Annotated in this window: 25 protein-coding genes and 1 tRNA gene; 21 read left to right on the top strand and 5 right to left on the bottom strand. The window is 72.4% G+C overall.

The features are described 5' to 3' along the window. The first annotated feature begins 2 nt into the window (after window positions 1–2). Window positions 3–1,001: a nucleoside triphosphate pyrophosphohydrolase gene (locus tag AB0B85_RS04680; RefSeq protein ID WP_357403563.1), complete on the top strand. Its 999-nt coding sequence runs from the start codon at window positions 3–5 to the stop codon at window positions 999–1,001. A 16-nt stretch (window positions 1,002–1,017) separates the two neighbouring features. Here AB0B85_RS04680 and AB0B85_RS04675 read toward each other — a convergent pair whose 3' ends face one another. Beyond that, on the bottom strand, window positions 1,018–1,461 hold the full coding sequence (locus AB0B85_RS04675) for an SUKH-3 domain-containing protein (RefSeq protein WP_357403561.1): 444 nt from the start codon (window positions 1,459–1,461) through the stop codon (window positions 1,018–1,020). Window positions 1,462–1,677: 216 nt separating this feature from the next. Here AB0B85_RS04675 and AB0B85_RS04670 point away from each other — a divergent pair, with 216 nt between their 5' ends. Continuing rightward, complete coding sequence (locus AB0B85_RS04670; protein ID WP_357403559.1) at window positions 1,678–3,297, top strand: DUF885 domain-containing protein; 1,620 nt, start codon at window positions 1,678–1,680, stop codon at window positions 3,295–3,297. Window positions 3,298–3,350: 53 nt separating this feature from the next. Here the strand turns inward: AB0B85_RS04670 and AB0B85_RS04665 are convergent, their stop codons facing one another. Both AB0B85_RS04665 and AB0B85_RS04660 read right to left on the bottom strand, forming a co-directional pair. Continuing rightward, a complete protein-coding gene (locus tag AB0B85_RS04665; protein WP_357403557.1) occupies window positions 3,351–4,271 on the bottom strand; it encodes an NUDIX domain-containing protein in 921 nt (306 codons plus the stop codon). After that, window positions 4,268–4,963: a hypothetical protein gene (locus tag AB0B85_RS04660; RefSeq protein ID WP_357403555.1), complete on the bottom strand. Its 696-nt coding sequence runs from the start codon at window positions 4,961–4,963 to the stop codon at window positions 4,268–4,270. Before AB0B85_RS04660 ends, AB0B85_RS04665 begins: the two co-directional genes overlap by 4 nt. Before the next feature lie 213 nt (window positions 4,964–5,176). Here AB0B85_RS04660 and eno point away from each other — a divergent pair, with 213 nt between their 5' ends. The 4 genes from eno to AB0B85_RS04640 are packed head-to-tail and all read left to right on the top strand — an operon-like array spanning window position 5,177 to window position 8,240. Next, the gene (gene eno, locus AB0B85_RS04655; RefSeq protein ID WP_357403553.1) at window positions 5,177–6,460 is read left to right on the top strand and encodes a phosphopyruvate hydratase; all 1,284 of its coding nucleotides are present in this window, start codon (window positions 5,177–5,179) and stop codon (window positions 6,458–6,460) included. A gap of 31 nt (window positions 6,461–6,491) precedes the next feature. Further along, window positions 6,492–7,130, top strand: coding sequence for a septum formation initiator family protein (locus AB0B85_RS04650; RefSeq protein WP_357403551.1), 639 nt, complete (start codon window positions 6,492–6,494; stop codon window positions 7,128–7,130). 34 nt (window positions 7,131–7,164) lie between these two features. Beyond that, window positions 7,165–7,722 carry a DUF501 domain-containing protein gene (locus AB0B85_RS04645; protein ID WP_357403549.1) on the top strand — a complete coding sequence of 186 codons (558 nt, stop codon included), beginning with the start codon at window positions 7,165–7,167 and terminating at the stop codon, window positions 7,720–7,722. Beyond that, entirely contained in the window at window positions 7,719–8,240 is a 522-nt protein-coding gene (locus AB0B85_RS04640; RefSeq protein ID WP_357403547.1) for an amino-acid N-acetyltransferase, read from the top strand. Before AB0B85_RS04645 ends, AB0B85_RS04640 begins: the two co-directional genes overlap by 4 nt. Here the strand turns inward: AB0B85_RS04640 and AB0B85_RS04635 are convergent, their stop codons facing one another. Beyond that, window positions 8,241–9,131, bottom strand: coding sequence for a PHB depolymerase family esterase (locus tag AB0B85_RS04635; RefSeq protein WP_357403545.1), 891 nt, complete (start codon window positions 9,129–9,131; stop codon window positions 8,241–8,243). It lies immediately after the preceding gene. A 97-nt stretch (window positions 9,132–9,228) separates the two neighbouring features. Between AB0B85_RS04635 and AB0B85_RS04630 the strand changes: the two genes are divergently transcribed. From AB0B85_RS04630 to AB0B85_RS04570, 13 genes are all read left to right on the top strand, one after another. Beyond that, the gene (locus tag AB0B85_RS04630) at window positions 9,229–10,266 is read left to right on the top strand and encodes a helix-turn-helix domain-containing protein (RefSeq protein WP_357403543.1); all 1,038 of its coding nucleotides are present in this window, start codon (window positions 9,229–9,231) and stop codon (window positions 10,264–10,266) included. Window positions 10,267–10,288: 22 nt separating this feature from the next. Beyond that, on the top strand, window positions 10,289–11,230 hold the full coding sequence (locus AB0B85_RS04625) for a Ppx/GppA phosphatase family protein (RefSeq protein ID WP_357403755.1): 942 nt from the start codon (window positions 10,289–10,291) through the stop codon (window positions 11,228–11,230). A 160-nt stretch (window positions 11,231–11,390) separates the two neighbouring features. Beyond that, window positions 11,391–11,723, top strand: coding sequence for a PadR family transcriptional regulator (locus AB0B85_RS04620; RefSeq protein WP_030328782.1), 333 nt, complete (start codon window positions 11,391–11,393; stop codon window positions 11,721–11,723). Next, window positions 11,720–12,769: a hypothetical protein gene (locus AB0B85_RS04615; protein WP_357403541.1), complete on the top strand. Its 1,050-nt coding sequence runs from the start codon at window positions 11,720–11,722 to the stop codon at window positions 12,767–12,769. The genes AB0B85_RS04620 and AB0B85_RS04615 overlap by 4 nt, the downstream gene beginning before the upstream one ends. A gap of 131 nt (window positions 12,770–12,900) precedes the next feature. Continuing rightward, window positions 12,901–13,626, top strand: a complete 726-nt coding sequence (locus tag AB0B85_RS04610) for a hypothetical protein (RefSeq protein ID WP_357403539.1) — start codon at window positions 12,901–12,903, stop codon at window positions 13,624–13,626. 197 nt (window positions 13,627–13,823) lie between these two features. Then, on the top strand, window positions 13,824–14,510 hold the full coding sequence (locus AB0B85_RS04605) for a dienelactone hydrolase family protein (RefSeq protein WP_357403537.1): 687 nt from the start codon (window positions 13,824–13,826) through the stop codon (window positions 14,508–14,510). A 19-nt stretch (window positions 14,511–14,529) separates the two neighbouring features. Next, a complete protein-coding gene (locus tag AB0B85_RS04600; protein ID WP_357403535.1) occupies window positions 14,530–15,243 on the top strand; it encodes a uracil-DNA glycosylase in 714 nt (237 codons plus the stop codon). A 21-nt stretch (window positions 15,244–15,264) separates the two neighbouring features. Further along, on the top strand, window positions 15,265–16,047 hold the full coding sequence (locus AB0B85_RS04595; protein WP_357403533.1) for a DUF4129 domain-containing protein: 783 nt from the start codon (window positions 15,265–15,267) through the stop codon (window positions 16,045–16,047). After that, entirely contained in the window at window positions 16,044–16,625 is a 582-nt protein-coding gene (locus AB0B85_RS04590; RefSeq protein ID WP_357403531.1) for a hypothetical protein, read from the top strand. The genes AB0B85_RS04595 and AB0B85_RS04590 overlap by 4 nt, the downstream gene beginning before the upstream one ends. Further along, the gene (locus AB0B85_RS04585; protein WP_357403529.1) at window positions 16,625–17,632 is read left to right on the top strand and encodes a MoxR family ATPase; all 1,008 of its coding nucleotides are present in this window, start codon (window positions 16,625–16,627) and stop codon (window positions 17,630–17,632) included. The genes AB0B85_RS04590 and AB0B85_RS04585 overlap by 1 nt, the downstream gene beginning before the upstream one ends. Further along, window positions 17,632–19,071, top strand: a complete 1,440-nt coding sequence (locus AB0B85_RS04580; RefSeq protein WP_357403527.1) for a DUF58 domain-containing protein — start codon at window positions 17,632–17,634, stop codon at window positions 19,069–19,071. The genes AB0B85_RS04585 and AB0B85_RS04580 overlap by 1 nt, the downstream gene beginning before the upstream one ends. After that, a complete protein-coding gene (locus AB0B85_RS04575) occupies window positions 19,068–19,631 on the top strand; it encodes a hypothetical protein (protein ID WP_357403525.1) in 564 nt (187 codons plus the stop codon). The genes AB0B85_RS04580 and AB0B85_RS04575 overlap by 4 nt, the downstream gene beginning before the upstream one ends. A 102-nt stretch (window positions 19,632–19,733) precedes the next feature. After that, the gene (locus tag AB0B85_RS04570; protein ID WP_357403523.1) at window positions 19,734–21,065 is read left to right on the top strand and encodes an NAD(P)/FAD-dependent oxidoreductase; all 1,332 of its coding nucleotides are present in this window, start codon (window positions 19,734–19,736) and stop codon (window positions 21,063–21,065) included. Between the two features lie 64 nt (window positions 21,066–21,129). Here the strand turns inward: AB0B85_RS04570 and AB0B85_RS04565 are convergent, their stop codons facing one another. Further along, the gene (locus AB0B85_RS04565; protein WP_357403521.1) at window positions 21,130–22,989 is read right to left on the bottom strand and encodes a hypothetical protein; all 1,860 of its coding nucleotides are present in this window, start codon (window positions 22,987–22,989) and stop codon (window positions 21,130–21,132) included. 101 nt (window positions 22,990–23,090) lie between these two features. Here AB0B85_RS04565 and AB0B85_RS04560 point away from each other — a divergent pair. Together AB0B85_RS04560 and AB0B85_RS04555 are read left to right on the top strand one after the other, a co-directional pair. Beyond that, window positions 23,091–23,171: transfer RNA gene (locus AB0B85_RS04560), tRNA-Leu, on the top strand. A gap of 107 nt (window positions 23,172–23,278) precedes the next feature. Then, a complete protein-coding gene (locus AB0B85_RS04555) occupies window positions 23,279–24,094 on the top strand; it encodes a Bax inhibitor-1/YccA family protein (protein ID WP_357403519.1) in 816 nt (271 codons plus the stop codon). Window positions 24,095–24,219 lie beyond the last annotated feature (125 nt).

Raw genomic sequence — 24,219 nt, 5'->3', positions numbered from 1 at the left:
GCATGACGGCACGGATCGTCCTGCTTGTCACCTCACCCCGGTTGCCGGCCGGCCTGTTGACCTCCGCGGCCTGGGACGTCGTACGCCAGCACCCGGTGTTGACCGGCGCGGAGAGCGAGTTGGCCACGGCCGTGCGCCAGGCGGGCGCCGAGGTCACAGTGGTGGACGGTCCGGCGACGCAGCCGCTGCTGGACGCGGTGGCCACCCACGGCACTGCTGTGTGGTTGGCCGGCCCCGCGGGTGACGAGGCGCTGGCCCGCGAGTTGGGTCTGCGGCTGGCCCGGCAGCCCGGGTTGGCCGAGATGGAGTTGATGTACGGCTCGTGGGACCCGCCGGGCGCCCGGCTGCTCGACGCGGTGGCCGTGCTGGACCGACTCGCCTCACCGGGTGGCGACCCGTGGAAGCGGGCGCAGACGCACCGCAGCCTCGCCGGTTACCTGCTTGAGGAGAGTTACGAGGCGTACGACGCGATAAGCGCCGACGACACCGACGCGCTGCGCGAGGAGTTGGGCGACGTGCTGTTGCAGGTGGTCCTGCACGCGCGGCTCGCCGAGGAGTTGCCCGAGGACGAGCGGTGGACCATCGACGACGTGGCGGGTGGCCTGGTCGACAAGATGATCAGGCGCAACCCGCACGTCTTCGCCGGGGCGCAGGCGGGCACGCTCGAGGAGATCACCGAGAACTGGGAGCGGATCAAGCGGGCGGAGAAGGCACGGAGTTCGGTGCTGGACGGGGTGGCCCTGAGCCAGCCCGCGCTGGCCCTTGCCGCGCAGATCCTGGCCCGCGCCGCCCGCGCCGGTCGAGCGGTCCCGCCGCCACTTGCCGACAGCCAGGTGGACCCGGAAGCGCGGCTGGGCGCCAGCCTGCTGGCGACTGTCGCGGCAGCCCGTGAGGCGGGAATCGACCCGGAGGCGGCCCTTCGCCGCGCCACCCTCGCCTACGCCGAGGCCGTGCGCGCCGCCGAATCCGACTCACCGCCGCCGGATCTCCCCGCCCCCTGACCTGGCGGCGGGCGGCTCAGGGGCGTCGTCCGGTCACCAGGTTGGCGACCGCCTCCGGGCCGGTGCCGATCCGCCGGCACTCGGTGCCGAAGAGCATGAACACCGTGGAGTCCTCGTCGATGGCGAGGATGGCGTGCCCGCCACCGGCGTCACCGATCGGGTAGAGCGCCCCGTGAGCCGGGCAGCCGAGAGCACGGAACCAGTCCCGGCGGCCCGCGCCGTTGCGGGGATCCAGCTCGAAGGTGACCGAGGCGACGTCCTGCCCGCGGTCACGGCGTTGGGGCACGTTGAGCCCGCCGAACTCGCCGAGGAAGCGCGCTGCCGCGGCATGCAGGTGGAAGCCACTGCCATCGGCCAGTTGCCGAGCCCAGTCGCGCAGGTCGATCTGCCGGTCGGGCCGCCAGCCGGCGGCGGTCAGGTGCGCGACGACCTCCGACGCCCAGTCGTGTGCCTCGGCCATCGCCCGCCCCTTCTGCGATCCGGTACCTCGGAGAGCGACGCTCACCTGCTGGATCAGCGCGTCCACCCGCTCCGCAGCCGACCTGACGTCGCCGGTGGATGAGGCTATCCACAACCGGCGGACCAGTCAGCCCCGTGCCGGTGGCCGACCGCTCGACCGGACGTACCGGGGGTTGCTGCGGCGGATTGGGTCAGAGGTGCCGTCTAGGGTCGGGGCATGGAGTCCTTCGTGCCTTTGGCTGAGCGGATCGTCGACGCGGTGTTGGAGAGCCGGCCCGGCCTCGCCACCTCCGTGGGGGACCACAGTTACGACGACCGACTGCCGGACCTCTCCGCCGACGGGGTCGCCGCCGACCGGGCGATGCTCAAGGAGGCCGCCGACGCGCTCTCCGACATCGATCCCGCTGCTCTGGACCTCGCCGAGCAGGTCGACCACGCGCTGCTCAGCTCGCTCGTCGACAGGGGGTTGTTCGAGTCGACCGAGATGCGGGCCCACGAGTGGGACCCGCTGGCGCACAATCCTGGCCCGCTCCTGCACGCCCTCCTCGCCCGCCCGTTCGCGCCGGTGGAGGTCCGGCTGACCAGCCTCGCCGGCCGACTCGCCGCCGTACCGGACGCTCTCGCCACCGCCCGCGCGACGCTGCGGGACATGCCGCGGATCCACGCCGAGACGGCGGTCGGGCAGTTCACCGGCACGGCGGCGCTGATCCGCGACGAGGTGCCGGCGCTGCTCGCCCAGGCGCCGCACACCCTCGACCGGGTCGAGCCGGCGGCGACCGCGGCGATCGCCGCACTTGAGGAGTTCGTCGCCTGGCTGCGGGCCGGCCTGGCCGCCGACGCCGCCCCGGGCCGTGATCCGCGTCTGGGCCGCCGCCGCTGGGAGGCCCGCCTCTGGCACACCCTCGACACCGAGCTGGGCGCCGCCGAGATCCAGCGCCGCGCCTGGGCCAACCTGGACCGGGTCACCGCCGAGATCCGGGAGGCGGCCGTCGAGCTGGTCGGCGGCCCCGCCGACGACGCGGCCGTCCGCCGGGCACTCGACCTGCTCGCCGCCGAGCACCCGGACGACGGGACCATCGTCGACCTGGCCAGCAGCACGCTCGACGAGGCCACCGACTTCGTCCGCGCGCACGACCTGGTCACCCTCGTCGACGACCGGTGCGTGATCCAGGAGATGCCGGAGTTCGCCAGGGGCGTCGCGGTGGCCTACTGCGACTCGCCAGGTCCGCTGGAGACCGCCCCCGTGCCCACCTTCTACTGCATCGCGCCGACCCCGGCGGACTGGTCGGCGCAGCGGGTCGAGTCGTTCTACCGGGAGTACAACGACCACATGATCCGCAACCTGACCGTGCACGAGGCGATGCCGGGGCACTTCCTCCAGCTCGCCCACGCCCGCCGCTACGTCGGTGCCACCCGGGTCCGGGCCCTGGCCGAGTCCGGGCCGTTCATCGAGGGCTGGGCGGTGTACGCGGAGGAGGTGATGGCCGGGCTCGGCTTCGGCGGCCTCCCGGTCCGGTTGCAGCAACTCAAGATGCAGCTCCGGATGACCATCAACGCGTTGCTCGACCAGTTGGTGCACGCCGAGGACCTGCCCGAGGCCGAGGCGATGGCGCTGATGACCCAACGCGGTTTCCAGGAGGAGGGCGAGGCTGCCGGCAAGTGGCGTCGGGCGCTGCTCACCTCCACCCAGCTCTCCACCTACTTCGTCGGGTACAGCGAGATGGCCGAGATCGCCGCGGCCCGCCCGGACGGGGTGTCGGTCCGCGACTGGCACGACGCGATGCTGGCCCACGACTGCCCGCCCCCGCGCCACCTGCGCACGCTGCTCGGTCTCTGAGCGCCCCGCCCCGATCGGCCCGCCGGGCGCGGACATCGCCGCGCCCGGCGGGGTCAATGCCGCCCGGCGGTCACCGTCGCGTCGATCAGCCAGCGCGAGATGGAGTACGCGGGCGGCAGTTCCGCCGGCAGCGCATCCAGGCCGAACCAGCGGGCCTCGGTCAGCTCCCGCCCGTCTACCACCGGCTCGGCGTGCGGGTCGGCGGCGGTGGCGGTGAAACCGGCGAGCAGCACGCCGGGGCCGGAGAGGGCCCACGGCTGGCTGCCGAAGTAGGTCGGTGGGTCGAGGCTCAGCCCGACTTCCTCGCGGACCTCGCGGTGCGCGGCGGCCTCCAGCGCCTCGCCGGCCTCGACGAAACCGGCGACCAGCGCCCACAGCCCGGTCGGTCCGGTGGCGTGCCGCACCAGCAGCAGCTCGTCGGGTTGGCCGGCCGGACCGGGCCGGGTGATCGCGACAAGCACCGCTGCGGAGAGCTGCATCGGCACGTACAGGCCGCAGTCGGGGCAGCGCCGGGACGACTCGCCGGGGACGTCGGCCAGCTCGGCTCGGCAGGCCCCGCACCACCTGTGGGTACGCCGCCAGGTGACCACGGCCAACGCCCGGCCGGCGAGCGTGGCGTGTGGCTCCGGCACCTCGCCGGCGAGCGCGGCCCAGCCCCGCGCCTGGCCGGGCAGCTCGTCGGCGGTGGACACGTCGGTGGCCCACGCGGGTGTTCCGTCGAGGGTGCCCAGCGGCACCCAGTCGGTGTCGGCGGGTAGGTCAGCGACCCGCAGCAGCCCACCGGCGGAGCTGGTCAGCACCTTCGCGCCGGTCACCGGCAGGGCCAGATCACCGGCGGCCGGCGGCCGGCTCCGGTCTGCCCCCGGCAGGAACCCGCCGGGTGGCGTGGCGGGCAGGAACCCGCCGGGTGGCGTGGCGGACGCGGGCCCGCCGTGTGCTGCGGCGGACGCGGACCCGACGGCCGGCCCGGTCACGCGCCGCCCGGCCGGCGGTCGACCACACCGGCCCCGGCCGGCACGTCGAACGCGCTGTTGTCCACACTTTCGGTGTAGCGGCTCAGCGCGAGCTCCATGGGCTTGCCGTCGATCGGGCCGGTGAAGCTGCCGAGCACGCCCTCGGTGGTCACGCAGGCGGTGAAGTCGCCGGACGACGAGCCCTGCACCTCGACGCAGGCGGCGTGGTGCCCGGCGACAGTGCTGTCGCTCTGCTTGATGACCGCCTGCGGGTCGAGGGCGGCGGCGGTCAGCAGCCCGACCACCACCGGTGGGGTGGCGAGGCCCTGCTGGTTGGCCTCACCGAAGAGCGTCACGGTGGGCTTGCTTCCCGGGGTCGGCGGGGCGACGAGCGTGCACTCGGGGCGGGCGCCGGTCGTCGTACACCGGGTGATCGCCTCCGGGGTGACGGTGAGTCGCCCGCCCGGATAGGTGTACGCGGACCGGGCCGGATCCTGCGCCTGCACGATCGCGGCGCTCTGGCCGCCCGGGAGTTGGTAGTCGGCCGAGTAGGTCAGCTCCAGCGCCCGGTCCAGCCGGGCGGCGAGGTCGTTGACGAGTTCCGAGCGGCCCATGGCGACTCCGGCGTCCTCGAATGTCTGACAGCCGGTGACCGTGAGCGACGCGATGACCGACACGGCGAGCATGCGGAGGGTGGTCGAGGCGGCGGGCATGCCGACCAGCCTGGTGGATCTGGTCCGCGCAGCGCAAACCCGTTGCCGGTTGACGCCCGGAAATCCGGGAATGTCCGGCAGCGTGGGGCGAGTCGGGTGCGCGGGCGACGCCGTGCCCGTTCGCGCGGCCCGATACGCTGCGTTCAACACCTGCCTCAGCCGCACCGTCGCGGCCCACCCACGGACCGGATCACAACAACGAGGAGCGACTTAGTGGCAACCATCGAGGGAATCGTCGCCCGGGAGATTCTCGACTCGCGGGGCAACCCGACGGTCGAGGTCGAGGTCGGCCTGGACGACGGCACGGTCGCCCGCGCCGCCGTGCCCTCCGGCGCCTCCACCGGCGCCTTCGAGGCGATCGAGCTGCGCGACGGTGACGCCGACCGCTACCAGGGCAAGGGCGTGGAGAAGGCGGTCTCCAACGTCGAAGACAAGATCGTCGACCAGATCATCGGGTACGAGGCCAGCGAGCAGCGGCTGATCGACCAGAAGATGCTCGACATCGACGGCACGGACAGCAAGTCGGAGCTGGGCGCGAACGCCATCCTCGGGGTCTCCCTGGCGGTGGCGAAGGCCGCTGCCGGCAGCGCCGAGCTGAGCCTCTTCCGTTACCTGGGCGGCCCGAACGCCCACCTCCTGCCGGTGCCGATGATGAACATCCTCAACGGTGGCGCGCACGCCGACTCGAACGTCGACATCCAGGAGTTCATGATCGCGCCGATCGGCGCTCCGACCTTCCGGGAGGCGCTGCGCTCGGGCGCGGAGGTCTACCACGCGCTCAAGTCGGTCCTGAAGAAGAAGGGCCTGTCGACCGGGCTCGGCGACGAGGGTGGTTTCGCGCCGAACCTGCCGACCAACGCGGCAGCCCTGGACCTGATCGCCGAGGCGGTCGAGAAGGCCGGTTACCGGCTCGGCACCGACATCGTGTTCGCGCTCGACGTGGCGGCGACCGAGTTCTTCGACAACGGCACGTACACCTTCGAGGGTGCCGCGAAGTCCGCCGAGGACATGAGCAACTACTACACGAAGCTGGCCGGCGACTACCCGATCGTGTCGATCGAGGACCCGCTGGCGGAGGACGACTGGAGTGGCTGGCAGACGCTCACCGCCTCGATCGGTGACCGGGTGCAGATCGTCGGCGACGACCTGTTCGTGACCAACCCGCAGCGCATCGCCCGCGGCATCGCGGAGAAGTCCGCGAACGCGGTCCTGGTCAAGGTCAACCAGATCGGTTCGCTCACCGAGACCCTGGACGCGGTGGACCTGGCCCACCGGGCCGGCTTCAAGTGCATGATGAGCCACCGTTCCGGCGAGACCGAGGACACCACGATCGCCGACCTGGCGGTGGCCACCGGCTGCGGCCAGATCAAGACCGGCGCACCGGCCCGCTCGGACCGCGTCGCGAAGTACAACCAGCTGCTCCGGATCGAGGAGGAGCTGGCCGACGCGGCGCGCTACGCCGGCGCCGGCGCGTTCCCGCGCTACCGTTCGGCCTGAGCGCGCGAAGCCTCGGGGGAGGGGTGTGACGATGCAGCAGCGCCGCACACCGGGTGGTCAACGTCCCGCCCGCCGGCCGGTTCAGTCCGGCCGGCCGGGCGGTGGCCGGGCCACCCGTGGATCGGTCCGCGAGACCGGCGTCCGCGCCGAGCCGCGCGCGGGCGGTCGCGCACCGGGTGCTGCCCGGGGCGCCGAGGGCGTGCGCTCCGCGAATCGTCCGGGCGCCGCTCGGCGTACTGCCGCCGGTGGTGCCGTCAAACGGCTCACCGCACCCCACCCCCGTCGCTTCACCGGTCGGGCCACAGTGCTGTTCGCGGTCCTGATCGCGCTCGCGCTGGCCTACACCTATCCGGTCCGGGTCTACCTCGACCAGCAGGCCGACATCGAGCGGATGGAGGCGGCCCAGGCGGTGCAGGAGGCGGAGATCGCCAAGCTGGCCGCCGAGGCCGCCAACTGGAAGGACCCGGCGTACATCAAGACCCAGGCCCGGGAGCGGTTCTTCCTGGGCCCGCCGGGCGAGAAGATGATGGTGGTGCTGCACGACCCGGAGGGCGCCGCCCGGGACGCCGGGAAATTGGCCGGTTCGGCCGCCCCGGCCGGGCCATCGACCTGGTACGACACGCTCTGGTCGAGCGTGCAGGCGGCGGACAGCCAACAGCCGGGCAAGTGATCCACCGATCAGCACACCAGGAGAGATGGGCACCGTGACTGTCGTACCACCGTCGGAGCCGGCGGCGGATTCCGTACCCCTGCCGCAGCGTGAGCCGGCCACCGAGGCCGACCTGGCCGCCGTGGCCGCGCAGCTCGGCCGCACGCCCCGGGGCACCCGGGCGGTGGCGCACCGCTGCCCGTGTGGACTCCCGGACGTGGTGGAGACGACCCCCCGCCTCGCCGACGGCACGCCGTTTCCCACGCTCTACTACCTGACCTGCCCCCGGGCCACAGCTGCGTGCAGCCGGCTGGAGTCGGCGGGGCTGATGAAGGAGATGGCGGACCGGCTGACGACGGACCCCGAGTTGGCCGCCCACTACCGGGCCGCGCACGAGGACTACCTCGCCCGCCGCGAGGCGATCGGCGAGGTGGCGGAGATCGCCGGCATCTCGGCGGGCGGCATGCCGGGCCGGGTCAAGTGCCTGCACGTGCACCTGGGGCACGCGCTGGGCGCCGGCCCCGGGGTCAACCCGTTCGGGGACGAGACGTTGGAACTGGTCGAGCCCTGGTGGACGGCGGGCCCGTGCGTGGACGTCCCGGCGGGCGAGTGAACGCGCAGACGGCGGATCAAATCACGGTACGGCGGGCTCGCACCGGCGACGTGCGCGGCATTCGGCGGCTCGTCGACACCTACACGAACGACCGGCGACTGTTGAGCAAGGCGACAGTCACCCTCTACGAGCAGGTGCAGGAGTTCCGGGTCGCGGTCCGGGCCGAGGACGACGTCGTGGTGGGCTGCGGCGCGGTGCACGTCATGTGGGAGGACCTGGCCGAGATCCGCACGGTGGCCGTGGACCCGTCCTGTCGGGGCCGGCGCATCGGGCACCGGCTGGTCGGCGAGCTGATCGACGCGGCCCGGGAGTTGGGCGTGGCGCGGATCTTCGTGCTCACCTTCGAGACGCAGTTCTTCGGCGCGTTCGGTTTTCGGGAGATCGACGGCGCACCGGTGCCGCAACCGGTGTACGAGCAGCTGCTGCGCTCGTACGACGAGGGTGTCGCGGAGTTCCTGGATCTGGAGCGGGTGAAGCCGAACACCCTCGGCAACACCCGGATGCTGCTGCGGCTGTAGTCAGGCCCTGCGCGGGTGCGCCGCGAAGAACTGCCACATCAGGTCGGTGGCCGACAAGCCCGCGGACGATGCGGCGAGCGAACCGGTCTTCGCCCCCGGCCAGCTGTGGCCCATCTCGGGCAGGGTGTAGACGCTCACCTCGCTGCCGTCCGCGCAGCCCGCCACCGTGTGCGTCACGCCCGCCACCCCGGACGCCTTCGGGCTCGGCCGGCAGGTGAGCCGCTGCTGCCAGGTCTGCATGCCGGTCTGGAACGTCGAGGCGTACCGGTCCTGGCCGCCGATGAAGGTGATCACGGAGACCGGGCGCTTCGGCACGTAGTCCGCGGCCGTGGTCAGCTGTCCGCTGTAACCACCGCTCACCACCCCGATCGCGGCGAACGTGCCGGTGCTCTCCACCGCCGCCCGGAAGCTCATGTCGCCGCCGTTCGAGATGCCGGTGAGGAAGACCCGGTTGGGGTCGGCGTGCCAGGTCTGCACCAGGTGCTCGGTGAGGGCGGTGAGAAAGCCGACGTCGTCGGCCTTGCCGCAGCAGACCAGCGCGTTGAAGCCGCCGTCCACCCCGTCGGGGTAGGCCACCAGCACGTCGTCCTTGTCGGCCTTGGCGTCCAGACCGGCCAGCTCCCGCATCGAGGAGGCGCTTCCGGGATAGAAGTGCAACGCGATGACCAGCGCGGGCGACCGGCTCGGCTCGTACCCGGGTGGCGCGTGCAGCAGGTAGGTGCGGTCCAGGCCGTTGTGGCTGAGGGTGAGGTCGTGGTCGCCCGGGGCGGGCCGTTCACTCGGCGGCGGGGATGCGGTTGGCGGGGCCGGCGCGGGCCGCCCCCGCTCACCACAGGCCGTAGCCATGACAGTCACGCAGACCGCCGTCAACACCGCCGCCGTCCGCCGCACGTCGACCACCCCCCGTTCGACCCGAATCCACACTGGGGGCGGCCCGCTGGCGGATCAACCCTTTCGGCCCTGGGCGAAGGGAGGCAGGCTGTGACTCATGCTTCGTCTCCAGCTCGGGTCTGCCGACCTCTGCCGGGTGCGGTTCGCCGACCGGCTGCACCCGGTCGGCACCGCGCTGCTGGCCGGTCAGTGGTTACGGGACCCGACGGTTGCGGCGTTGGCACCGGCACTTGCCGACCGGGCGGCGGCGGTCGAGGGCACCGGCGCCGCGCGGGCCGCCACCGCGACGCTGCGGCACCTGCTGCCGGCCCGGGGGCGCCTGCCGGATTTCGTCACCCCGTTGTCCGGCCGGGAGTCGGTCGAGGCGGGCCTGGCGGCGATCCGGGCCACACCGGCACGGCGGATCCGTGCCGAGGCCACCGCCGCGTACGCGCACACGGCGGTCACCCCGCTACGGCGACGGTTCGCGGCTGCCGACCAGGAGGTGCTTGACCTGTTCGGCGGAGCCGTCCGGACCTGGTTCGACGCGGTCCTGGCCCCGCTCTGGCCCGAGCTGACCGGCGCGTACCGCCAGCAGGTGACCTGTGCCGGCCAGCGGCTGGCGCAGCATGGCCTGGACGGGCTCTTCGCGGGGTTGCACCCGATGATCCGGTGGCGGGAGCCGGTGCTCGAGGTGCGGACGTGGTGGAGCGGAAATCTGCCCGGCACCGGCCACGGGCTGACCCTGCTGCCCTCCCCGTTGGCCGGACCCCGCCCACGGGTGCTGGTGCAGCCCGGTCACCCGATCCTGCTTGTCTATCCGACGGTGCTGCCCACGCTCGGGGCAACCACCGAGGGTGATTCCCTCGGTCGGCTGCTCGGCGCCACCCGGGCGCTCGTGCTTCGTCGGCTGGCGGTCGACGGCGCGTTGACCACCACCGTGCTGTCCCGGGCCGTCGGGATCAGTCTCTCCTCGGCCTCGGAGCACGCCTCCGCGCTGCGGTCCGCCGGTCTGGTGGCCAGCGAGCGCGAGGGCGGGGCGGTTCGGCATCACCTGACCGCGCTCGGCGCGGCGTTGGCGAACTGCTCGTCCGCCGAATCACCCGACCGGCAGCCACCCGGCCAGGCAGCGGAGTGCGCGCCCGTCCTGCCGTAAGGTTGCTGCCGTGACAACGCGTGTGGCGGCCATCGACTGCGGGACCAACTCGATCCGGCTGCTGGTGGCCGACCTGCCCGACGCGTCGGCCGGGCCGCAGGCGCCGCTTGTCGACCTGACCCGGCGGATGGAGATCGTCCGGCTGGGGCAGGGCGTCGACAGCACCGGCCGGTTGGCCCCGGAGGCGATCGAACGGACCCGGGTGGCGCTGGCGTCGTACGCGGCGGACATCGAGAAGCTGGGTGCGCAGCGGGTGCGCATGTGCGCCACCTCGGCCTCCCGGGATGCCACGAACGCCGACGACTTCACCGAGATGGTGCGGGGCACGCTCGGCGTCACACCCGAGGTCGTCACCGGCGACGAGGAGGCCCGACTGTCGTTCACCGGCGCGGTGCGCGGCCTGCCAGCCGACGCGAAGGAGCCGTTCCTGGTCGTCGACATCGGCGGTGGCTCCACCGAGTTCGTGGTCGGTGACCGGGGCGCGGGGGTGCAGGCGGCGATCTCGGTGGACATCGGCTGTGTCCGGATGACCGAGCGGCACCTGCCCGCCGACCCGCCGACGTCCGACCAGGTCAAGGCGGCAGAGGCCGACATCGCGGCTGCGGTGGACCGGGCGCTCGCCGTGGTGCCCGGCCGCGCGGCGGCCACCCTGGTCGGCCTCGCCGGGTCGGTCACCACTGTGGTGGCCATCGCGCAGGGCCTGCGGGGGTACGAACCGGAGCGCATCCACCACGCCCGGGTGTCGTACGAGGCGGTTGCCCAGGTGACAGCGGACCTGCTGGGTCAGACCCGTGCGCAACGGTTGGCGAACCCGGTGATGCACCCCGGCCGGGCCGATGTGATCGGCGCGGGCGCGCTGGTGCTCCGCGTGATCATGGAGCGGGCCGGGATGCCGTCGGTGGTGGCCTCGGAGCACGACATCCTCGACGGCATCGCCTGGAGTCTCCAGCCCTCCGGGCGCTAGCCGAGCGCGTGATCGACTCGGTTTCGTAACGTCGGGGTGTCCGGGTCGGGTTGACGCCCCGACTTCCAGGAACCCGAGTGGATCACGCCAGCGCCCGTGCCGGCGCGTGTCGGGGCGACATCGTTGACGCTACTTCGCATTGCACAGTAGTGTGCAATGCGTGGACACCACACAGTTGCTGAAGGGCGTGCTCGACATGGCCGTCCTGGCCGTCCTCCGGGAGGAGGACGGCTACGGTTACGACATCCTGCGCCGGTTGCGTGAGGCCGGCCTGGAGGAGGTCGGCGACGCCTCGGTCTACGGGACGCTGCGCCGCCTCTTCGCCGCCGGTCTGCTCACCACCTACGTCGTGCCGAGCGAATCCGGGCCGCACCGCAAGTACTACTCACTGAACGCCGCGGGGCGGGACCAGTTGACCCGCTCCGGCAAGCTCTGGCGCTCGTTCGCCACCACAATGGACAGTCTGCTCGACGATCGGGGGATGGCGGCATGACCGTCGTGCAGCAGGAAATCACCGACTATGTGGCGCGGGTCCGGGCCGCCCTGGCCGACCTGCCGGCCACCCAACGCGACGAGCTGACCGAGGACCTCGCCGACCACCTCAGCGAGGTCGCCGCCGAGGCCGAGGGCACCCTCGTCGAGCGGCTGGGCGAGCCCGAGACGTACGCGGCCGAGCTGCGCGCCGCGGCCGGTGCCGCGCCGGGCAGTGGCGGGCGCAATCTCGACCAGCGGGTCGCTACCGCGATGGTCCGACTCCGCCGCCGCCTGAACGCGATCGACACCCAGTTCGGCCCACCCCTGGGGTACGCGACGGCCAGCGACTTCCTCCGTCTGTTGCGCCCGGGCTGGTGGGTGCTGCGCGGCTACCTGGCGGCGATGCTGGTCACCGTGATGAGCACCGGCGACAGTTTCGGTCTGCTGCCCCGCTTCGGTGGCGAGCTGCTGGCGGGCCTGATCATGCTGGTCGGCTTCGTCCTCGCCTCGATCTGGCTCGGTCGCCGGTCCGCCCAGCTGACCCGCTGGCCGCGCTCGGCGGTGCAGGTGGCCAGCGCGGTGCTTGTGATCTTCGCGCTCGTCGGGCTCGTCAACGCCGAGGGTCAGCACGCCAACGACTACTACTACGACCAGACCTCAACCGACAGCCAGTACGTCCGGGTCCGGGACGTCTTCGTCTACGACAGTGAGGGCCGGCTGGTGGAGAATGCCCGGCTCTTCGACCAGGACGGCAACCCGATCCGCCTGGGCTACCCGGACTGTGGTCCGGTCAGCGAGGACGGCAATCCGCTGCTGCGGCCGTACCCGTACTGCGTGGACCGGGCGCCCTTCGGCCCCCGCGGGCCGGCCGGGTCCGACCCCGCCGCGACGCTGCCCAGCACGCCGACGGCGGAGCCGACCAGCACGCCAACGGCGGAGCCGACAAGCACGCCGACGGCCGAGCCCACAAGCACGCCGACGCCGAGCGGAACGGCGACCGACCGACCCTCGGGGGAGCCGACCGCGACGCCGGCCGGCACGCCGAGCCCCACCCCGACGAGTTGATTTACGGTGTGAATTGGATCATGCGGGCGAGGCTGGAAAATAACTGAACGGACGAGGCGAGCGGGACGGCACCGGAAATCAATGATCGTTACGGTGTCGTCTGCTCATCAACCCCTCGGAAGGAACCCCCCGTGCCAGAGCAGGTCGCATCGCCACCCGCGTCCGACGCCGCACCGGCTGAGCCGGCCGTCGAGACGCAGCCGACCGAGCCGCAGGCGGCGGTGTCACGTCCGGCCGAGTCGGAGCCGCGCCCGGCCGAGCCGAAGTCGGCTGAGTCGGAGTCGGCTGAGTCGAAGTCCGCTGAGTCGAAGTCCGTTGAGCCCGAGTCGGCTGAGTCGAAGTCGGCTGAGCCGAAGTCGGCTGAGGCGGAGTCCGCTGAGCCGGAGTCCGCTGAGGCGAAGTCGGCCGAGCCGGAGTCCGCTGAGCTGCAGTCGGCTGAGCTGCAGTCGGCTGAGCCGGAGGTGAAGAAGTCCGGTGCGACGAAGATCCTCGGCATCGTCGGCGCGGTCCTCGCGGTCGTCGTCGTCGCCGGCCTGAAGTTCGGTGTCGTCTCGGCGATCGCCAACGTCGTCAACAAGGACGAGACGGCTGCCGCCAAGGCCGGAGACTGCATCGCCGAGCTGCCCGAGGTCACCGGCACGAAGCAGGAGAAGGTCACCGACGCCCGGATCGTCGAGTGCAGCTCCACCGAGGCGGCGTACAACGTGGTTGGTCGGGTCAACGACCAGACCGAGGCCCAGGCCCGAGCCGACACCGCGTGCGAGCAGTACTTCAAGCCGGAAGAAGAGGGCTACATCTACTCAAGCATCTTGCCCGGCAAGACGGGCTACGTGCTCTGCCTGACCAAGAAGGCCTGACCAAGGGGCAACTCGACATCGACGGCGGCGGGGGCCTACCCCGCCGCCGTCGGCGTACCCGACGTCACCGGCGGGCAAACGGGAGGTGAATGCCACTGTTCCGGCGTCTTCCCGGCGGCGGCGCGGCATGGCAGGCTTTCGGCACTAGGACCACTGGGCGACCAGCCAACGATGACTGACCGCTAGGAGGACGGCCCATGGGCGAAATGGTGACCTACCGCAGCAACGGGGGTACGAGCGAGGGGTATCTCGCGATACCCGCCAGTGGCATGGCCAGCCCCGCCGTCATCGTCATCCAGGAATGGTGGGGCCTGGTTCCGCACATCCGGTCGGTTGCGGAGCGGTTCGCCGAGGCCGGCTTCGTCGCTCTCGCCCCGGACTTCTACCACGGGGAGACGACAAGCGAGCCGGACGAGGCGCAGCGGCTGCTGATGGCGATGCGGATGGACGAGGCGGCGAAGGACATCGCCGGCGCTGCCGACTATCTCGCCGGGCGGCCCGAGGTCACCGGTAAGGTCGGTGCGGTGGGCTTCTGCGCCGGTGGCAGCCTCGCGCTGTGGTCGGCCACCGTCTCCGAGCGGATCGTCGCTACCGCCGGTTTCTATCCGGTGCTGCCGTGGGAGTCGATGCGCCCCGACTGGGCCGACTACGCCGGCAAGGCCGCGGTCATCCACTGCTCCGAAGAGGACGGCACCTCGACCGCCGAGGGCATCCAGACGGCCCGCCGGGCCATCGAGGAAGCCGGCGGCGACTGCCACCTCTACGACTATCCGGGCACCTCGCACGCCTTCTTCAACGACGACCGACCGGAGGCGTTCGACCAGCGCGCCGCCGCCAGTGCCTGGGCCCGCACCCTCGAACTCTTCCGGGCCAAGCTTGGCTGAGTCGCGTACCCCCGAGCAGGTGGTCGCCCGCGCAGCGCGGGCGACCGACCTGGCCGACCTGGACGCAGCGGTGAGCGACTGTTTCGCCTGCCCCCGGCTGGTCCGGTGGCGGGAAGAGGTCGCTCGCACCCGCCGGGCGGCCTTCCGTGACCAGGAATACTGGGGCCGCCCGGTGCCGGGCTTCGGCACCGGCGACGCGCGGATCGCCATCCTCGGGTTGGCCCCCGCCGCGCACGGCGGCAACCGCACCGGCCGGATCTTCACCGGTGACCGGTCCGGTGACGTGCTGTTCGCCGCGCTGCACCGGGCCGGGCTGGCCAACCAGCCGACAAGCGTCGCCGCCGACGACGGGCTCACCCTGCGGGACCTGCGGATCTTCTCGGCTGTCCGGTGTGCGCCGCCGGACAACAAGCCGACCCCGTCGGAGCGGGACAATTGCGCGCCCTGGCTGCACCGCGAGGTCACGCTGATCCAGCCCACGCTGCGTGTCGTCGTCGCGCTCGGTGCGTTCGCCTGGGCCGCGTGGTGGCCGGTGCTTCGCCAGGTGTACGGGCAGCGCCCGCCCAGCCCGCGACCGGCGTTCGGTCATGGGGCACACTGGTCCGGCACAGCCGCTCCGGACGTGCTGGGCTGCTATCACGTCAGCCAGCAGAACACCTTCACCGGGCGGCTGACACCAGAGATGCTGGACGATGTCTTCGACCAGGCTAAGCAGCTGGCCGGGGTGGACTGAGACGCGCGTGGGGTGGTGGCGATGACAGACGGAACACGCCCCGCCACCCCGGTGCGGGCCGCCGAGCCTGGGGTGGTGCGCCCGGCGCTCGGTCTGCTGCGCCGGTGGTGGCCGGTCGTCACGGTCGCCGCGCTGCTCGCCGGTGCCGCGCTGGCGTCCGCGCACTCGTCGATCGGGGCCAGCCGCATCCCGCCGGCCGCGGAGAACGTCCCGTGGGTGCCCGAGTACCCGACCGCCGAGCCGTCGCCGTCCATTCCGGTCGAGCCGCGTACCGCCGGTGAGGCCACTCAGGCGCACATCCCGCAGTGGGTCGCCACAGTGGCACTGGTGCTGCTGGGGCTGGCCATCCTCGCCGCCCTCGGTTACCTGTCCTGGATTCTGATCCGGGGCGCACTGCGCCGCGGCACCCGGGCCCTGCCGGCGCAGCGGGCCCGACGTACCGCCGAGGGCACCGCCCGTGAGGTGGTGGCTGCCCTCGACGCCGGCCTGGTGGAGCTCGACGACCGGGACACCGATCCCCGGGTGGCGGTGATCGCGTGCTGGGTGCGCCTGGAGGAGGCCGCCGCCGCGGCCGGCGTGCCACGGCTCGCCGGGGACACCCCCACCGACCTGGTCAGCCGGCTGCTGCAGGGTGACCCGGCGGCCGGCGTCCCGGCCATCGTCAGCGCCGACGTGCTCGCCGAGTTCGCACACGTCTACCGGGAGGCCCGCTACGCCACCCGCCCGGTCGACGAACGCACCCGCGACCAGGCCCGCGCCGCGCTTCGTCGGCTGCGCGGAGAGCTCACGGCGGTGACGGCATGAGCAGCACAAGCATCGACGACCTGCTCACGTTCGAGGAGGAGCCGGCGCCGAGAGGGCCGGAGCCGCCCCGCTCCCGGATCGGCCCGGTGGTGCGCGCCCTCGCGTGGGCCGCCGCTGTCGTCGCGGTGTTGCTCGTCGGCCTCCGCGCGGTTGGCCTCCAGGTCTCGCTGCCCGTCCTCATCGCCGGGGTGCTCGCCGTGCTGGCGGTCCGCCGGGTCAGCGCCCTGCTCGCGCCGCCGCCGTTGCCGGTGGCTGGCCGGAGCGGGACGGGTGAGGAGGACGGCAGCTACAACTGGGGTGCCCGGGACGCGGTGCGCGCCGCGATCAATCGCTGGGAATGGCCGCTGGACTGGTCCACGAGCCGACCCGAACGTTTCACCGGGGTGGTCCTGCCCCGCATCGCTGAACTGGCCGACGAACGGATGCGCCTGAAGCACGGCGTCACCCGCGAGTCGGACCCGGCCCGCGCCCGTGTCCTGCTGGGTGACCTGCTGTGGACGTTCCTGGAGACCCCGCCTCGCCGCACCCCGTCGCCACGCGACCTCGCGGTGATCGTCGCCGAACTGGAGAAGATCTGATGAACGACGTGGACCGGAGCATTGCCCCCGCCGAGGTAGGCCACCTGGCTCGGGCGGTGCTGGACGCGGTCGGCACCGTCGTGGTCGGCAAGCGGGACGCGTTGGAGTTGGTCCTCGCCGGCATCCTGGCGGGCGGTCACGTGCTGCTCGAAGATCTGCCGGGGCTGGGCAAGACGCTCACCGCACGTTCGTTCGCCCAGGCGCTGGGCCTGGACTTCCGCCGGTTGCAGTTCACTCCCGACCTGCTCCCCGCCGACGTCACCGGTTCGTTCCTCTACGACCAGCGCAACGGCGACTTCACCTTCCGGGCCGGGCCGGTCTTCACCAACCTGCTGCTCGCCGACGAGATCAACCGGACGCCACCGAAGACGCAGTCCGCGCTGCTGGAGGCGATGCAGGAGAAGCAGGTCTCGGTGGAGGGGGTGACCTACAAGCTGGACGAGCCGTTCCACGTGCTGGCCACCGCCAACCCGATCGAGTACGAGGGCACGTACCCGCTGCCCGAAGCCCAGCTGGACCGGTTCCTGCTGCGGGTCTCCTTCGGCTATCCGCAGCACGAGGAGGAGTGGGAGGTGCTCCGCCGCCGGATGAGCCGCCGCCGTGAGGAGGCCGACATCAAGGCGGTGGTCGACGCCGCCACCCTGCGGGCCATGCAGGCCGCCCTGGAAGACGTGGTGGTGGAGGACTCCATCGGCCGCTACATCGTCGCCCTCACCGCGGCCACCCGGGAGCACCCGTCGGTGCTTGTCGGCGCCTCCCCGCGTGGATCGTTGGCGCTGCTGCTGCTGGCCCGGGTCCGCGCGGTGTTCGGCGGCCGGGACTACGTGGTGCCGGAGGACGTCAAGGAGGTGGCGGCGCCCGCCCTGGCCCACCGGATCACCCTGCGCCCGGAGATGTGGTTGCGCCGGGTAGACCCGGCGTTCGTGGTCGGCGAGGTGCTGGAGTCAACCCCCGCTCCGGCGAGCGGCGCGCTGCCCAGCTACGCCGCTGGCGGGCCTCGGCTCTGATGACCGTACCGACAGTGCCGACGGCCACCGAGCCGGAACCGGCTGCCGGCTGGGCGCCCACCCGTGCGCTCGGCCGGGCGGTGCTGCTCGCCGGTCTGCTGCTGGTGGCGGGGGTGCTGCTGGGGCGGGTCGACCTGATCGTGCTGGCCGCCCCGTTCGCGCTGGGCACCGCGTACGCGCTGCGTCGGCGGCCCACGGCGCTGCCGCAGGTGTGGATCACCCAGGGTGCGGACGGGCCGCTTGTCGAGGGCGGCGACGTGACGGCGTTGGTGAGCGTCGGCAATCCGGACACTGTCGACTACGACCTGGTGGTGGTGCGTTCCCGGGTGTCGCCGTGGCTGCGCATCGACCGGGCCGGCTTCGCCCAGGACGGCGTCGCCGACGACGTGCCACCGGCCGCCACCACGGCGGCCGCCGGTGGGGCCCCGGCCGGCAGGGGCCGTTCCCTCGCCGACCGACCGTTCGTGACGACGGTGCCCACCGCGACGGTGGCGGATCTGGAACTCGCCGGCCAGGCCACGCGCTGGGGCCGGCATCCGGTGGGACCGGCCGGTGCCCGGGTCGCCACGGCCGGCGGCCTGCTGGTCTCCCGGGCGGTGCTGACCGAGCCGGTCCGGGTGCGGGTGTACCCGCGTACCGAGCCGTTCGAGGCCGTCGAGGCCATGCCCCGCGCCGCCGGGCTGGTCGGGGCGCACCACTCCCGCCGACCCGGCGAGGGTGGCGAGCTGGCCGGGGTACGGATCTTCGCGCCGGGGGACCGGCTGCGTCGCATCGACTGGCGGGTGTCGTTGCGCGCCCGGCAGTTGCACGTGGCAGCCACGCTCTCCGACCGCGACGCGGAGGTGGTGGTGCTGCTCGACGTGCTCGCCGAGGCCGGCCGCTCCGGCGGGGTGAGTGGCGCCGCCTCGGTGCTCGACACCACGGTCCGGGCCACTGCCGCGATCGCCGAGCACTACCTGCACCGTGGCGACCGGGTCTCGCTGTTGGAGTACGGGCCGGCAGCTCGCCGGTTGCGTCCGGCGGCCGGGCGTCGGCAGTACCTGACAGTGCTGGAGTGGCTGCTCGACGTGCAGGTCCAACCCTCCTCGCACGAGCCGTACGACCAGGTCTTCGGCCCGCAACTGCTCTCCTCGGACGCGCTTGTGGTGGTGTTGACCCCGCTGCTTGACGAACGGTCGGCGCAGATGCTCGCCCGGCTGGCCCGCGCCGGACGGTTCGTGGTGGCAGTCGACACCCTGCCGACCGACCTGGCGTCGCCGAAGAACCAGGGCTGGGCCGAGGTGGCGTACCGGCTGTGGCGCCTGGACCGGGACGTCATGATCGGGCAGCTCCGGGAGCACGGCGTACCTGTGGTGCGCTGGGCCGGCGCCGGCAGTCTGGATCAGGTGCTGCGGGACGTGGCCCGGTTGGCGACGGCTCCGAGGGTTGGTGGCAGATGATCGAGGCGGTAACCGGGCGGGTGCGGGCCGCCCAGAACGCGGTGGCCCGCATCAGCCTCGCCCCGCTGCTGGTCCGGGCCGGGATCTTCGTCATCGTGTTTGCCGGTTTCGCCCTGGCCTTCCCCGCCGAGGCGCTTTCCGGCCGGCCGCTCCTCTTCCTGGCGTTCGCCGCGCTGTTGCCCGCATTCGGTCCGCGCCGGCTCTGGGCGGTCTTCACGGCGTTGGTCACGGTTGGCGGTTGGCTGCTCGCCACCGACGGGTACGGCCGCCCGGTCGCCCTCTGGCGGCTGCTCGCCGTCGCCGCCCTGCTCTACCTGGCGCACACCCTCTGCGCGCTTGCCGCCCTGCTGCCCTACGACGCGGTGGTGGACCCGGCGCTGGTCAGCCGGTGGTTGCTGCGGGCGGGCGGCGTCCTGCTGGGCACCGCGGTGCTCGCTGTGCTGTTGTTGCAGGCCGCGGGGATGGGTGGGGAGGCCGGATACCAGTGGGTGACGGTGCTGGGGCTGGTGCTGGCCGTGGCGACGGCGGCGTTGCTGGGCTGGCTGTTGCGACGGCGGTGACCGCTGCGACCTGAGGGTTACGCAGGTCACATGGGTTGTGCTCCGTCACAGATGGGGGCCGCGAGCGGCATTACCTGAGCCGGCCGGGGAAAGATAGACAACGTGAATCCGAAGCGGATCCTTGTGGTGGGTGCCGGGCACGTCGGTCTGTACGCGGCGCTGCGCCTGTCGAAGAAGCTCAGCTCCCGTGAGGCTGAGGTTATGGTGGTGGACCCCCAGCCGCACATGACCTATCAGCCGTTCCTGCCCGAGGCGGCGGCGGGCAACATCTCCCCACGGCACTCCGTGGTGCCGCTGCGGCGGGAGTTGCGGCGGTGCAAGATGGTGGCCGGCACTGTCACGCGGATCGAGCACGACCGCAAGGTGGCCACCGTCCAGCCGATCAGCGGCCCGGCCCGGGAGATCACGTACGACCACGTGGTCGTGGCCCCGGGGTCGGTGTCCCGCACCCTGCCGATCCCCGGCCTGCACGAGCAGGGCATCGGGTTCAAGACCATCGGCGAGGCGATCTACCTGCGCAACCACGTCCTGGACCGGCTCGACGTCGCGGCCGCCACGGCGGATGCGGACGTTCGCCGTTCGGCGCTCACCTTCACCTTCGTCGGTGGTGGGTACGCCGGCATCGAGGCGCTCGCCGAGATGGAGGACATGGCTCGCGACGCCCTGCGCTACTACCCGGAGCTGAACCAGGACGAGGTGCGCTGGGTGCTCGTCGAGGCGACCCAGCGGGTGCTGCCCGAGGTCGACCGGGACATGGGCGCCTACACGGTGCAGCAGCTGATGAAGCGCAACATGGACATCCGGCTGGACACCCGGCTCGAGTCCTGCGTCGACGGGGTGGTCAAGCTCTCCGACGGGGACAGCTTCCGGTCCGACACCATCGTGTGGACGGCCGGCGTGAAGCCGTCGCCGATGCTCGACGCGACCGACTTCCCGCGCGACGACCGTCGGCGGATCACCTGCCTGCCAACTCTCCAGGTGGTCGACGGCGACCAGGTGGTCGAGGGCGCGTGGAGCGCCGGTGACTGCGCCGCGGTGCCGGACCTCACCAAGGAGCCGGGCAACTTCTGCTCGCCGAGCGCGCAGCACGCGGTGCGCCAGGCCGCCCGGATGGCCGACAACATCGTGGCCGTGGTCCGGGGCCGTGAGCCGGTCAACTACAAGCACAAGCACGTCGGTAGCGTCGCGAGCCTCGGTCTGCACAAGGGCGTCGCCCAGGTGTACGGGATCAAGATGACCGGCTGGCCGGCGTGGGTCATGCACCGGACGTACCACATGAGCCGGATCCCGTCGTTCAACCGCAAGGTCCGCGTGGTGGTGGACTGGACGCTGGCGTTCGTCCTCAAGCGTGAGGTGGTAGCCCTCGGGCAGCTGCACGACCCGCGCGAGGAGTTCTCCGAGGCATCCCAGCCGGTCGGCGCCCCGCGCGTCTGACCCAGCTGTAGCGAAGGGCCCCTTCCGATCTGGAAGGGGTCCTTCCGTACGCCTGGACAGACCGTCAGACCCGCCAGGTCCAGGCGTCGGCGATCCGGGTGGCCGGGCCGTAGAGCTGTTCCAGGGTCGCCCGCAGACTCTCCGCGTGTGGGGCGTCGTCGGCCAGCGCCACGCAGGAGGCGCCCCAGAAGTCCGCGTCCCGGGCGGCCTGCCGGCGCTGCTCGTCACCGATGGCCGGTTGGTCACCGCGCCGGGCGACGTCCGCCAGCAGTGCGGACGTGGGCTGCTTGAAGGTGCCCATCGCCGCGGTGCCGCCCCGCCCGTACGGGCCGATGAAGAACCCTTCGGGCAGGCTGAAGGCGGCGTCGGCGGCGGTGGCCCAGCGCATCGGCCCGGGTTCCTTGGGCGTGGGCAGCGGCACCGGAACCAACACTCCACCGGGTGGTACGCACTGCCGCCAGTGGCCGCCGGTGACGAACTCCGGCACTGCGGGTCGGTCGGCGGTCGGCAGCGGAGTGGGGAAGATCGGCAGCAGCGCCGCGCCGACGGCCAGTGGCACCAGCCGCCGGGCTCGACCGGTGCTGCGCAGAGCCCGGTCGACGGCGAGCACGAGCAGCGTCGCGACGATCGGCAGCAACGCCAGCGCGAACCGCATCGGCAACGCGCCGTCCACCACCGGTAGCCCGCCGACAAGCGCGTACGGGCCGGGGAGCGCGGTCTTGGTGCCACCGAGCACCACCTCGGGGCCGAGCGAGAGCGCACCCATCACGAGGCCGGCCACGACGCAGGCGAAGACGAGTCGGCGTCGCCCGGCCCAGATCGCGCAGGCCACCGTGACAAGCAGGAGGGGCCAGCCGAGGAAGGTGTTGTACTCGGCCGGACCGGTGGTCAGCCGGGCCGCCTCGTCGCTGCCGGCCACCGACAGCGGGGACACCGCCCACCAGCTGCTCAGGTCGGCGGAGAAGTAGGCAGGGGTGAACATGCCGTCGGCGACCCCCTGCGGCCCGGCGAACTGGAACCACAGCGGATAGCCGAGCACCAGCAGGGCGAGCCCGGCGGCGATGGCCAGCCCACCGGCGAAGCCGGGCAGTGCCCGCCGGGCCAGGTCCCGGTCCGCCACGGCGTAGCCGATCGCCATCACCAGCAGGGTGAGGGCGGCCAGGAAGAGCACCTCCTCGCCGATGAAGACCTGCGCGCTCACCGCGCCGGCCAGCCCGACCGCCGAGGTGACCATCCGGCGGCGATCCGGGCTCTCGGGTCGGACCGGCCCGCTCTGGTCGGGTGTCACCGGCCCGGGGTCGGCCGCCCGCAGCAGCCGGACCACCAGCCAGACGATCACCGGCACCAGCCACTGGGCGGTCATGTGCAGGTGGCTGTTTGTCTGCGAGACCATGCCGGGGCCGAAGCCGCACAGGCCCGCGCCGAGCGCGGCAGCCAGCCGGCGGGCACGCAGCATCCGGTGCAACAGCAGGTACCAGGCGACGGCGGTGCCGGCGAGGTTGGCGGCGGCGAGCAGCGCGAAGCTGACCGGTGCGCCAAGCAGCAGGGTGACCGGCGCGACGACGACACCGAGCGCGATCACCGTGGTGTTGGCCATCAGGTTGACGCCGTCGGGCGCGTTGAGCCGGTCGGTGAGCAGGTCGAAGTCCCCGAGCAGCGCACGGGCGTCGACCGCCAGGAACCATTCGTAGAGGGTCTGGTCTTCTGGGTTGAGCGCCAGGGTGCGGCCGGCCGGATCGGGCCACAGCCCGTGGGTGAGCCAGCCGGCCAGCGCCACCCAGGCCAGACCGACGAGCAGATCCGCCCGGTGTCGGTGCACGGCGGCCAGCAGCCGGGCGGCCCGCGGCCGGCGGTCGACCCGTCGGGCGAGGCGCAGGGCCTGCTCAGGGGCGGCGTCGGGGGCCGTCGGGGCTGCGCTGCTCACGGCACCGACCCTAATGTGGCATGCCCTGCTGGGTACGTCGGGTCGCCGCTAACCGGTTACGGTGACACTGCACCGCGCGTGTCGACGCGCCGGTGCCACCCGCCCGGGTGGTGGAACGGCAGACACGGCCGCCTTAAAAGCGGCTGCCGCAAGGCGTGCGGGTTCGACCCCCGCCCCGGGCACCTTCCAGCTCGACACATTCTCATTCGTGATCACCCGGGCTTGGCCGCGCCGTCTACTCTTGGAGGGCACGTTCACGTGCAAACGACCCCCTGAGGGAGGCCAGACAGTGAAGACCTCGAACCCGGTGCTCGCCCGGCTCGGCCAGGCGGCCGAGCGGGAGCGCTCCGCCGGGTACGCCCCGGCCGGGCCGTACGGACAGCCCGGCATTCCCCAGCAGTACCCGTCCCAGGCCGGTTACCCGGCCGCGCCGCCCACCGTGGCGCCGATGACAGTTGACGACGTCGTCGTCAAGACCGTCGCTCTGCTCGGCATCCTCGGCATCACCGCCGCGGCAGCCTGGGTGCTCGTGCCCGACGCGCTCGTCGGCACCGCCTGGATCGGCGCGGCGGTGGTCGGCCTGGTCCTCGGCATGATCATCTCGTTCTCCCGGATGGCCAACCCGGCGCTCGTCATCGCGTACGCGGTCGTCGAGGGTGTCTTCGTCGGCATGGTCAGCAAGGCCTTCGAGACGGCGTACGACGGCATCGTGCTCCAGGCCGCAGCGGCCAGCTTCGGCATCTTCTTCCTGATGGCGATGCTCTACCGGGCGAAGGTCATCCGGGCCACCCCGGCGTTCGTCAAGGGCATGATCGCGGTGATGACCGGCCTCTTCGCGGTCATGTTGATCAACCTGGTGCTGGCGCTGTTCGGCGTCAACACCGGCCTGCGTGACGGCAGCCCGCTGGCCATCGGCTTCAGCCTGGTCTGCATCGTGGTCGCCTCGCTGAGCTTCGTGCTCAGCTTCAAGGAGATCGAGGACGGCGTCCGGATGGGCCTGCCGCAGCGCTACTCCTGGGTGGCCGCGTTCGGCATCCTGGTCAGCCTGGTCTGGCTCTACATCGAGATCCTGCGCCTGCTGAGCTACTTCCAGGGCGACGACTGACCTCGTCCGCACTGCCGACCGGCGCCCGCTCCCGCTTCGGCGGGGGCGGGCGCCGTCGTCAACGCCGTTTCCCCGCCGCCGCCGGTCCGCCCGGGGCAGAGTGACTGCAAGGGCACACACCCCTG

Origin of the sequence: Micromonospora sp. NPDC049044 (assembly GCF_040649215.1) — a bacterium.
Taxonomy (GTDB): domain Bacteria; phylum Actinomycetota; class Actinomycetes; order Mycobacteriales; family Micromonosporaceae; genus Micromonospora.
This window is presented reverse-complemented; position numbering and strand designations above follow the sequence as displayed.

Bases quoted from the DNA above. Each gene is read 5' to 3' on its own strand.
- AB0B85_RS04680 (WP_357403563.1), top strand. From the start codon at position 3: ATGACGGCACGGATCGTCCTGCTTGTCACCTCACCCCGGTTGCCGGCC.
- AB0B85_RS04675 (WP_357403561.1), bottom strand. From the start codon at position 1,461: ATGGCCGAGGCACACGACTGGGCGTCGGAGGTCGTCGCGCACCTGACC.
- AB0B85_RS04670 (WP_357403559.1), top strand. From the start codon at position 1,678: ATGGAGTCCTTCGTGCCTTTGGCTGAGCGGATCGTCGACGCGGTGTTG.
- AB0B85_RS04660 (WP_357403555.1), bottom strand. From the start codon at position 4,963: ATGCCCGCCGCCTCGACCACCCTCCGCATGCTCGCCGTGTCGGTCATC.
- AB0B85_RS04650 (WP_357403551.1), top strand. From the start codon at position 6,492: ATGCAGCAGCGCCGCACACCGGGTGGTCAACGTCCCGCCCGCCGGCCG.
- AB0B85_RS04630 (WP_357403543.1), top strand. From the start codon at position 9,229: ATGCTTCGTCTCCAGCTCGGGTCTGCCGACCTCTGCCGGGTGCGGTTC.
- AB0B85_RS04615 (WP_357403541.1), top strand. From the start codon at position 11,720: ATGACCGTCGTGCAGCAGGAAATCACCGACTATGTGGCGCGGGTCCGG.
- AB0B85_RS04605 (WP_357403537.1), top strand. From the start codon at position 13,824: ATGGGCGAAATGGTGACCTACCGCAGCAACGGGGGTACGAGCGAGGGG.
- AB0B85_RS04595 (WP_357403533.1), top strand. From the start codon at position 15,265: ATGACAGACGGAACACGCCCCGCCACCCCGGTGCGGGCCGCCGAGCCT.
- AB0B85_RS04590 (WP_357403531.1), top strand. From the start codon at position 16,044: ATGAGCAGCACAAGCATCGACGACCTGCTCACGTTCGAGGAGGAGCCG.
- AB0B85_RS04585 (WP_357403529.1), top strand. From the start codon at position 16,625: ATGAACGACGTGGACCGGAGCATTGCCCCCGCCGAGGTAGGCCACCTG.
- AB0B85_RS04580 (WP_357403527.1), top strand. From the start codon at position 17,632: ATGACCGTACCGACAGTGCCGACGGCCACCGAGCCGGAACCGGCTGCC.
- AB0B85_RS04575 (WP_357403525.1), top strand. From the start codon at position 19,068: ATGATCGAGGCGGTAACCGGGCGGGTGCGGGCCGCCCAGAACGCGGTG.